Origin of the sequence: Streptomyces sp. NPDC057638 (assembly GCF_042800315.1) — a bacterium.
Classification (GTDB): domain Bacteria; phylum Actinomycetota; class Actinomycetes; order Streptomycetales; family Streptomycetaceae; genus Streptomyces.
Window position 1 is genome coordinate 1 of the sequence record NZ_JBHVHF010000300.1, and the last position, 9487, is coordinate 9487.

A 9487-nucleotide genomic window follows, 5' to 3' on the forward strand; every position below is an offset into this window, starting at 1 on the left:
GCCGCCGACCGTGACGGCGGCCGCTGGATCCCCGGGGAGAGCGGTCAGCCGACGGCGTCGCGGACGACGTCCGGACGGTCGGTGATGATGCCGTCCACACCGAAGTCGTCGACCCGGACCGCGCCCGCCGCGTCGTTCACGGTCCAGGTGCTGACCGCCAGCCGCTTCCCGTGGGGGCCCTTGAGCCGGTGGACGGCGGCCACGTACCCGGCGGTGATGGTGGTGTGCGAGGGGTTGATCTGGTCGGTGAAGGCCGCGTAGGCGGGCAGGTCGGCGACGGCGGGCGTGCCCAGGAAGCCGGTGACCACGTCCGGACGGAGCCGGTGCACGGTCCGTACGGTGTCCGCGCCAAAGCTCTGGATGACCAGCTTCCGCTTGACGTGGGCCCGGTCCAGCCAGCCCTGCTCCCGCAGGACGCGCAGGGTGTCGGCCTCGATGCCCGGGTACAGCTCGGGGCGCTTGATCTCCAGGAGCAGCCGCTGGTCGTTGCGGTCCACCCGGCGCAGATACTCCGTCAGCGTCGGCACCCGGGCGCCCGCCCACGCGGAGCCGAACCAGGAACCCGCGTCCAGGGTGGCGATCTCGGCGGCCGTGAAGTCCTTGACCTTCCACGGCGCGCGGTCCGGGTAGCGCTGCTCCACGTCGGTGGTGCGGGCCAGGCCGTCGTCGTGGAGGACGACGAGTTCGCCGTCCTTGGCGCGCTGGACGTCGTTCTCGACCCAGTCGAACCCCATACGGGCGGCGAGGTCGACGGCGGCCAGGGTGTTCTCGGGCGCGTAGGCGGAGGCACCCCGGTGCGCGATGACCAGAGTATCCCCCCGCCGATCCCCGGCGGCCGGGGCCGCCTGTGCGACGGGGCCGGTCAGCAGGGTGGCGCCGATTGCCAGCAGGGCGGCGGAGGTTGCTGCGGCGGAACATACGTACACCGTGACTCCTCACGACATCGGTCAGGACGCGGTGAGCGTGGCATCCGTAGGTCACCACGGAACAGGTGAAGTGTGGCCAGAAGGTGAAGGTACGGGGGAGCCACCCTTCTGAGGACACATCACATGATGGTCTCTGTGCGGATACATCTCCGCCCAAATGTTTGCTTAACGGTGTTTGGGACATACTCTCGCCCCCTGAACAGACGTTCCAGCAGCGGACACGGGGACCGCCGCAAGGGGATCGCCGGGACCACACGGAGCGAAGGACGCACGGAATGCAGGGAACTCTCGACGGCTTCAGCTATGGCCTTGTCACACCTTTGGTGGCCTTTGTGATGGCCTGCGTCGGCGGCGCGCTGGGGCTTCGCTGCACCACCAGATCGGTGCGCAACGAGGAATCGTTCAAGATGGGCTGGCTGCTCCTGGGAGCGGCGTCCATCGGCGTGGGCATCTGGTCCATGCACTTCATCGCGATGATGGGCTTCACCATCGCCGAAGCCCCCATCTCCTACGACCGGCCCGTCACCTATGCCAGCCTCGCGGTGGCCGTCGTGATGGTGGGCATCGGCGTCTTCATCGTGGGGTACCGGGGGGCGACCCCCATGGCGCTCGTCACCGGAGGCACGATCACGGGCCTGGGCGTCGCCTCCATGCACTACCTGGGCATGGCCGGTATGCGCTTCCAGGGACGCCTGGAATACAGCACTCCGATCGTCGCCCTCTCCGTGGTGATCGCGGTCGTCGCGGCGACCGCCGCCCTCTGGGCCGCCGTCTCCATCCACGGCTTCCTCGCCAGCCTCGGCGCCAGTCTGGTCATGGGCATCGCCGTCACCGGCATGCACTACACGGGCATGGCCTCGGTCAGCGTCCATCTGCACGGCGCCCCCGGCACGGCGGTGGGTTCCGGCGACTCGCCCACCAGCCTCCTCGCGCCCATGCTGCTGGGACCCGCGGTCTTCCTGCTGCTCGCCGCGGTCGTGGTGATCTTCGACCCGATGCTGGTGATGGGCGATCCCGACTGGCAGAAGCCGACCCGCCGCACGCCCCTCCAGCCCGGCATCCCGGCGCAGCCGATGCATGACCGCGCCGCGCGGCAGCCCGCCACCGCACCGCAGACCGCGCCCTTCGAGAAGGCCGCGCAACCCGCGCCCGGCGCGTGGCAGCGCGATGAGGCCGCGGCGTGGCCGCGCCAGGACGGCAACGGATCGTGGGGGTCCCAGAGCGGCGGAACGCCGGCTGGAGCCGGTGCCGGGGCCTGGGAGCGCCAGGACAGCGGTGCCGGAACCGGGGCCGGGGCCTGGCAGCACCAGGACAACGGAGCCGGGCCGTGGCAGCCCCAGGGCGGCGGAACGCCGAACGGCCCCGCGCACCGTGAGCCACCGCGCGCCGACGGCTGGTGACCCACCGGCGTTCCGGCCCGACCGGGCCGGCCGGGGGTGCGGGCCTGGCGCCCCCGCCTGACCGAGGCTGACCGCGTCTGACCGCCTCTGACCAGGGGTGATGCTGCTCCAGGGCCGCCGTACCGCGCTGCCGTCGGCGGTCCTGGAGCCGACTCCGGGCCCGATTGTCAGTGGCGGGTCGTACGGTGGATCCATGCGGCCTGTTTCCACGATCGAACGTACGGTGGCGCCCTTCGAGGTCGTCAGTCCCTTCCAGCCCAGCGGTGACCAGCCCACGGCCATCGCCGACCTGGAGCGCCGTATCCGCGCGGGGGAGAAGGACGTCGTCCTGCTCGGCGCCACCGGCACCGGAAAGTCGGCGACCACCGCCTGGATGATCGAGAGGCTCCAGCGCCCCACTCTTGTCATGGCGCCGAACAAGACCCTGGCCGCGCAGCTCGCGAACGAGTTCCGCGAGCTGCTCCCGAACAACGCCGTCGAGTACTTCGTCTCGTACTACGACTACTACCAGCCCGAGGCGTACGTACCGCAGTCGGACACGTACATCGAGAAGGACTCCTCCATCAACGAGGAGGTCGAGCGGCTGCGGCACTCCGCGACCAACTCGCTGCTCACCCGGCGTGATGTGGTGGTCGTCGCCTCGGTCTCGTGCATCTACGGCCTGGGGACCCCACAGGAGTACGTCGACCGGATGGTGCCGCTGAAGGTCGGCGACGAGATCGACCGGGACCAGCTGCTGCGGCGCTTCGTGGACATCCAGTACACCCGTAATGACACAGCGTTCACCCGGGGCACCTTCCGGGTCCGTGGCGACACCATCGAGATCTTCCCGGTCTACGAGGAGCTGGCCGTCCGGATCGAGATGTTCGGCGACGAGATCGAGGCCCTGTCCACCCTCCATCCGCTCACCGGCGAGATCCTCAGTGACGACCAGTCGCTGTACGTCTTCCCCGCCAGCCACTACGTCGCCGGGCCCGAGCGGCTGGAGAAGGCGGTCACCGGCATCGAGAAGGAGCTGGAGCAGCGCCTGGCCGAGCTGGACAAGCAGGGCAAGCTCCTGGAGTCGCAGCGGCTGCGGATGCGGACGACGTACGACATCGAGATGATGCGCCAGATCGGTTCCTGTTCCGGGATCGAGAACTACTCGATGCACTTCGACGACCGGGAGCCGGGCTCGCCGCCCAACACCCTCCTCGACTACTTCCCCGAGGACTTCCTGCTGGTCATCGACGAGTCGCATGTCACCGTCCCGCAGATCGGCGCGATGTACGAGGGCGACGCGTCCCGGAAGCGGACCCTGGTGGACCACGGGTTCCGGTTGCCGTCGGCGCTGGACAACCGGCCCCTCAGATGGGAGGAGTTCACCGAGCGCATCGGGCAGACGGTCTATCTCTCGGCCACCCCGGGCGCCTATGAGCTCTCCCGGGGCGACGGCTTCGTGGAGCAGATCATCCGCCCCACCGGCCTGGTCGACCCGCAGGTCGTGGTCAAGCCCACCGAGGGCCAGATCGACGACCTGGTCCACGAGATCCGGCTGCGTACCGAGAAGGACGAGCGGGTGCTGGTGACCACGCTCACCAAGAAGATGGCCGAGGACCTCACCGAGTACTTCCTGGAGCTGGGCATCCAGGTCCGCTATCTCCACAGCGATGTCGACACCCTGCGCCGGGTGGAGCTGCTGCGTGAGCTGCGCGCCGGTGAGTACGACGTGCTGGTCGGCATCAACCTGCTGCGAGAGGGGCTCGACCTGCCCGAGGTCTCGCTGGTGGCGATCCTCGACGCGGACAAGGAGGGCTTCCTGCGCTCGGGGACCTCACTGATCCAGACCATCGGCCGTGCGGCGCGCAATGTCTCCGGTCAGGTCCATATGTACGCCGACAAGATCACTCCGGCGATGGAGAAGGCCATCGAGGAGACCAACCGCCGCCGCGAGAAGCAGATCGCGTACAACACGGAGAACGGCATCGACCCGCAGCCGCTCCGGAAGAAGATCAACGACATCGTGGCCACCATCGCGCGGGAGGAGGTCGACACCGAGGAACTGCTCGGTACGGACTACCGCAAGTCCACGGCCCCCGGAAAGGGCGCCAAGGCGCCGGTCCCCGCCCTCGGTGGCAAGGGCACGGGCAAGACGGCGGGCAAGGGCAGGGGCAAGGGCGCCGCGAAGGGGGAGGTGCTCACCGACCGGCCGGCCGCGGAGCTGACAGCGATCATCGAGGAGATGACCGAGCGGATGAGGGCCGCGGCGGCGGATCTCCAGTTCGAGGTCGCCGCCAGGCTGCGCGACGAGGTGGGCGAGCTGAAGAAGGAGCTGAGGCAGATGAAGGAGGCGGGCCTCGCCTGAGACATGCCGTCGGCACCCCGGTCGCCCGGTGGGCCGTCGGCTCCGCCGCCGAGAGGCACCGTCGGCGGGAGCGTTTTCCGGTCATCCGGTGGACCAGGGACGGGGTGACCGGAAGGCGTGGGGACGGGGCGAACGGGAGGGGTGCGAAGCGGTGTTGCGGGCCTCTCCCGGCTTACACCTGGGGTGTGTTGCAAGAACGACACAAAAACCGGCCAATTGTGCCGCACCAGTGACGTGACTGCGTAGGGTGCTGCCAGCCGAGCCGCAGCGGCGCGGCACGGAGAGGGAGAAGGGGACAGCGCGTGACGGTCAACATGACCAAGGGTCAGGCCATCAGCCTGGCGAAGAGCGACGGGGGCGCCCTCACCGCCGTACGGATGGGACTCGGCTGGCAGGCGGCGGCGCGCCGTGGTCTGTTCGGTTCGCGCACCAAGGAGATCGACCTGGACGCCTCGGCGGTGCTCTTCGCCGACAAGCACCCCGTCGACGTGGTGTTCTTCCGCCATCTCGTCAGCAACGACGGCTCGGTCAAGCACACGGGCGACAACCTGGTGGGAGGCGCGGGCTCCGGCGGCGACGACGAGGCGATCCTCGTCGATCTGCCCCGGGTGCCGGTCCATATCGACCAGATCGTCTTCACCGTGAACTCGTTCTCGGGCCAGACGTTCCAAGAGGTGCAGAACGCCTTCTGTCGCATCGTCGACGAGAGCAACGGCCAGGAGCTGGCCCGCTACACGCTCGACGGCGGTGGCCGTTACACCGCGCAGATCATGGCGAAGGTTCACCGGGTCGGCGATGGCTGGAAGATGACGGCGATGGGGAATCCGGCCAACGGCCGCACGTTCGAGGACCTGGTCCCGGCGATCCTGCCGCATCTGTGAACCACCGCACGGGCGGCCGACCGGCCCGCCCGTGCGTTTGCAGGGGGTCCCGTACCGGAACGGGGGGCGCCCCCGCCCACGAGGTGGGGCGGGGCGCGGGGGCGCTTTCCGGATGAGGACCGTCAAGCGGTAGTGCCCGCTCCGCATGAGTGGGTCCCGCGTTCACCGCGTGGTGTGGACCACGCCACGCACCACCGCGCTATGTCGAAACTGCGTCGAATCGAAGGGGACGAGTCGATGACGGCCGAGCTGGTTCGGGGGCAGAACCATCCACTGCCCGATATCCATCTGGAGATCCGGGTCTCGGCCGGACATCCCGTCGTGGCCTGTGTCACCTGTGTCGATGAAGGCGGCACCATCGGTGAGAGCGGGATAGCCCACCCCGGCGCACCGGCCGTGGCGGGGATATCGCTACCGGCGGAGCTGACCGCCGAACCCCTGGTGGGTGTGGACCTGGCCGCGGTGCCCGCCGCCATAGAGCGGGTTCATGTGGTGCTGGCGCTTCCCGAGGGAGCCGGGGGACCCTTGTGCTTCGGCGCCTCGGCCGCGCCGTTCGTCACCGTCGTCGGCCGTGACGGCGGTGAGCTGGCCAGCTTCACCATCACCGGACTCGACCGGGAGTCCGCGTTGATCGCCATCGAGCTCTACCGGCGGCAGGGCGGGTGGAAGGTCCGCGCGGTCGGTCAGGGGTACGGGGGCGGGCTGCCCGAGCTCCTCGCGGACCAGCGGGTGTACGGGGCCCGGGAGCGGGCCGACGAGATCCAGCGGGCCGCCACGGGCGGGCTGTCCCAGGGCGCGCCCGCGTCCCTGTGGACCGGCGGCCCCGGAAGCCCCGGCGGCCCCGGGGGTGTCGGAGGCGTCGGTGGTGTCTATGGGGCGTCGGTCGGCGCCCGGCCCGGTCAGACACCGGCGGCCGGGGCGGACAGCGCGGCCTCCGGGGAACTCCAGGGGGCCGGAGCCGCCCCGTCGGGTACGACCCCGTCCAGTGGCCTCCCGGGTGCCCTCACCACGCCGACCGCCGAACCTCCCGGCGCCCTGGGGTCCTCCGCCGGACGTCCGCAGGCCGGTGCCTCCGCACACGGTCCCGGGGCCGGGATCCCGGCCTCCCCGCCGCCGGTGCCCTCCGAACCGGCCGACGCGCCACCAGGAGACGCGTCCGGCCCCGGGGCACCCGTCACCGATACCAGCACCCCTGGTGACGCGTCCGGTGGGCGGATCAGCTACTCCCATCCGCGTCGCCGCGGCTCCGCGCCGCCTCCGCCGCCGGTCGCCGCGCCCGCGGCGGAGCCGGGGCGCCCCGCCCGTCCGGTCGCGGGCGACGCCACGGGCTGGTCGATGGAGGAACGCCTCTACAACCAGGTCTGGGCCATGTTCGAGGACCTGGCCCGTACCGTCGCGGCCTACCGCAGTGCCGTCGAGTTCGCCGAGTCCCGGCTGGACCAGGAACTGGACCAGGCCCTCTCACATCCGTACAGCCGTGTCGGCCCGGAGGGGGAGGCCGCCCGGGAGGCGGCGCGGATGAAGTGCGAGCAGCTCACCATGCGGGCGCGGGAGGTGCTCGACCGCGATCTCGCACAGCTCACCGCCGAGTCCGAGGTGGTCGAGCCCGCTCTGCCGCCCGCCTTCGCCCGCTGGGACAACCCCGTCTGGCACGCCTACCGAGTGCCCATGGAGACGCCGATGGCGCTGCGCCTCGGCGACCTCCATCTGCCGGAGACGCCGGAACTCGCGATCCCGTTCCTGGTCCGGCTGCCCCTGGAGCGCGGGCTGTGGATCGACAGCGGACGCACGGGCTCCGAGGCCGCGATGATGCTGGACGACGGGCATCTGCGGCGACTGGCCATGGAGTGCGCGGTCACCCACGCGGCCCGGCTGCTCGCCGTCCATCCGCCGGGTGACTTCACCGTCCACGTCATCGACCCGGCGGGCACCGGGGCCGCCGCGCTCGCCCCGCTGGTCCGGTCGGGGGCGCTCGCCGGGCTGCCCGCGCACGGTGCCCAGGGCGTGCGGGCGACGCTGGCACGGCTCACCCAGCGGGTGGACCTGGTCTCGATGGCGGTGCGCGGCGGAGCGCCCGACGCCCTTCCCCCGGACCTGGACACCTCGGAGCAGTTGCTCATCGTCCATGACTTCCCGCACGGCTTCGACGACCGGGCCGTCACCCAGCTGCGCTACCTCGCCGACGAGGGGCCCGCGGTGGGGGTGCATCTGATGATGGTGGCGGACCGTGAGGACGCCAGCGCGTACGGTCCGGTCCTGGATCCCCTGTGGCGGTCACTGCTGAGGATCACGCCCGTTCCCGACGACCATCTCGCCGACCCGTGGGTGCGACACGCCTGGACCTATCAGCCCCCGGCGATCCCGATGGGGAGCCAGGTCCTCAGCCAGGTCCTCGACCGGGTCACGGCGGCCCGGCGCTCCTGGGGCCGCTGAGGGGTGCCGGTCGGCTCCTGAAGGGGGCGGTCGGGGAATGTGGCGCGATCACGCCCCCGCGCCGCGGGCGTCCCGTACGGTGGCGAGTCCCGGGGTGATCCACCGGGGCGTCAGCCGCGGGGGCCCGGGTTGCGCGGAAGTGTTTCCGTCGTGTGCTGTCAAGGGGCGCGCGGCGGGAAAAGGGCGCTGCGAGTATGATCTTCGCGACACCTCTCATCTGCGGATTTGAATCTCTCTTTACCAACCTCTTTACCCTTGCTTTTGTACTCCTGTACGCTCGTATGGGCGGAGGGGAGTATTCCCAACTGCGACGTTCTCGTCAGTACGGACCGACATCACCGGTCCCGGGGCGTCGGCCCGCGCGGCTAGGACCGCTCGGGTGGAAGAGACCTCCGGCAGCGACGACGCTGATCAGTAGCCGTACGACGCCGGAGGCGCAGTGGACGTTTCATTCAACTTGTGGTTGCTCACGATCCTTGGTCTGAGTGCCCTCATCGCGGTCGACTTCTTCATCGGGCGCAAGCCCCATGACGTGTCGATCAAGGAAGCCGGTATCTGGACGATCGTCTGGATCGTGCTCGCCGCACTCTTCGGAATCGGGTTGCTGATCTTCGGCAACAGCCAGGCGTCCGGGGAGTTCTTCGCGGGCTTCATCACCGAGAAGTCGCTGAGCGTCGACAACCTCTTCGTCTTCGTCCTGATCATGGCGAAGTTCTCGGTTCCCTCCCACCTCCAGCAGCGGGTGCTGCTGATCGGTGTGCTGATCGCGCTGGTGCTGCGAGCGATCTTCATCGCGGCCGGTGCGGCGATCATCTCCAGCTTCTCCTGGGTCTTCTACATCTTCGGCGCGTTCCTGATCTACACCGCCTGGAAGCTCATCCAGGAGGCGCGTGCCGACGAGGAGGAGGACGAGGCTCCGGACAACCGGGTCCTGAAGTCCATCGAGAAGAAGTTCGGCGTCGCCGACCGCTACCACGGCACCAAGCTGTTCATCCGTGAGAACGGCAAGCGGATCATGACCCCGCTGATGGTGGTCATGCTCGCCATCGGTACCACCGACATCCTCTTCGCCCTGGACTCCATCCCGGCGATCTTCGGTCTGACCCAGGACCCGTACATCGTCTTCACGGCCAACGCGTTCGCCCTGATGGGTCTGCGTCAGCTCTACTTCCTCATCGGCGGACTGCTGAAGAAGCTGGTCCACCTGAGCTACGGCCTCTCGGTGATCCTCGGCTTCATCGGAGTGAAGCTGGTGCTGCACGCGCTGCATGAGAGCGGTGTGCACGTGCCGGAGATCTCCATCACGTTCTCGCTCTCCGTCATCTGCGGTGTGCTGATCGTCACCACGATCACCAGCCTCATCGCGTCGAAGAAGCAGGCCGAGCGTGAGGCCGCCGAGGCCGCCGACAAGGGTGACGGTCCCACGACCACCAAGGACAAGGACTCCGTCGAGGCCTGACGGGTCACTCCTGGCTCCCGGAGCGGGGGCGGACGACACATGGT

5 protein-coding genes and 1 pseudogene are annotated in these 9487 nt (G+C 69.6%); 5 read left to right on the forward strand and 1 reads right to left on the reverse strand.

Translation table 11 applies throughout. The features are described 5' to 3' along the window. Positions 1 to 44: 44 nt before the first annotated feature. Complete coding sequence (locus ACFVIM_RS28845) at positions 45 to 926, reverse strand: glycerophosphodiester phosphodiesterase (protein WP_384307292.1); 882 nt, start codon at positions 924 to 926, stop codon at positions 45 to 47. Between the two features lie 275 nt (positions 927 to 1201). Here ACFVIM_RS28845 and ACFVIM_RS28850 point away from each other — a divergent pair. The 5 genes and pseudogenes from ACFVIM_RS28850 to ACFVIM_RS28870 all read left to right on the forward strand — a co-directional run. Beyond that, positions 1202 to 2006: pseudogene (locus ACFVIM_RS28850) on the forward strand (MHYT domain-containing protein); the annotation flags it as partial. 513 nt (positions 2007 to 2519) lie between these two features. Next, positions 2520 to 4670 (forward strand): excinuclease ABC subunit UvrB, encoded by a 2151-nt coding sequence (gene uvrB, locus ACFVIM_RS28855; protein ID WP_384307295.1) that lies wholly within the window; start codon positions 2520 to 2522, stop codon positions 4668 to 4670. Positions 4671 to 4972: 302 nt separating this feature from the next. Beyond that, positions 4973 to 5551, forward strand: a complete 579-nt coding sequence (locus ACFVIM_RS28860; protein WP_384307298.1) for a TerD family protein — start codon at positions 4973 to 4975, stop codon at positions 5549 to 5551. A gap of 237 nt (positions 5552 to 5788) precedes the next feature. After that, positions 5789 to 7984: a TerD family protein gene (locus ACFVIM_RS28865; protein ID WP_384307303.1), complete on the forward strand. Its 2196-nt coding sequence runs from the start codon at positions 5789 to 5791 to the stop codon at positions 7982 to 7984. Between the two features lie 439 nt (positions 7985 to 8423). Next, the gene (locus ACFVIM_RS28870) at positions 8424 to 9443 is read left to right on the forward strand and encodes a TerC family protein (protein ID WP_384307300.1); all 1020 of its coding nucleotides are present in this window, start codon (positions 8424 to 8426) and stop codon (positions 9441 to 9443) included. The last annotated feature ends 44 nt before the right edge of the window (positions 9444 to 9487 follow it).

What these genes read in the sequence shown, in the direction of transcription:
- uvrB (WP_384307295.1), top strand. Translation starts at nt 2,520, where the DNA reads ATGCGGCCTGTTTCCACGATCGAACGTACGGTGGCGCCCTTCGAGGTC.
- ACFVIM_RS28865 (WP_384307303.1), top strand. Translation starts at nt 5,789, where the DNA reads ATGACGGCCGAGCTGGTTCGGGGGCAGAACCATCCACTGCCCGATATC.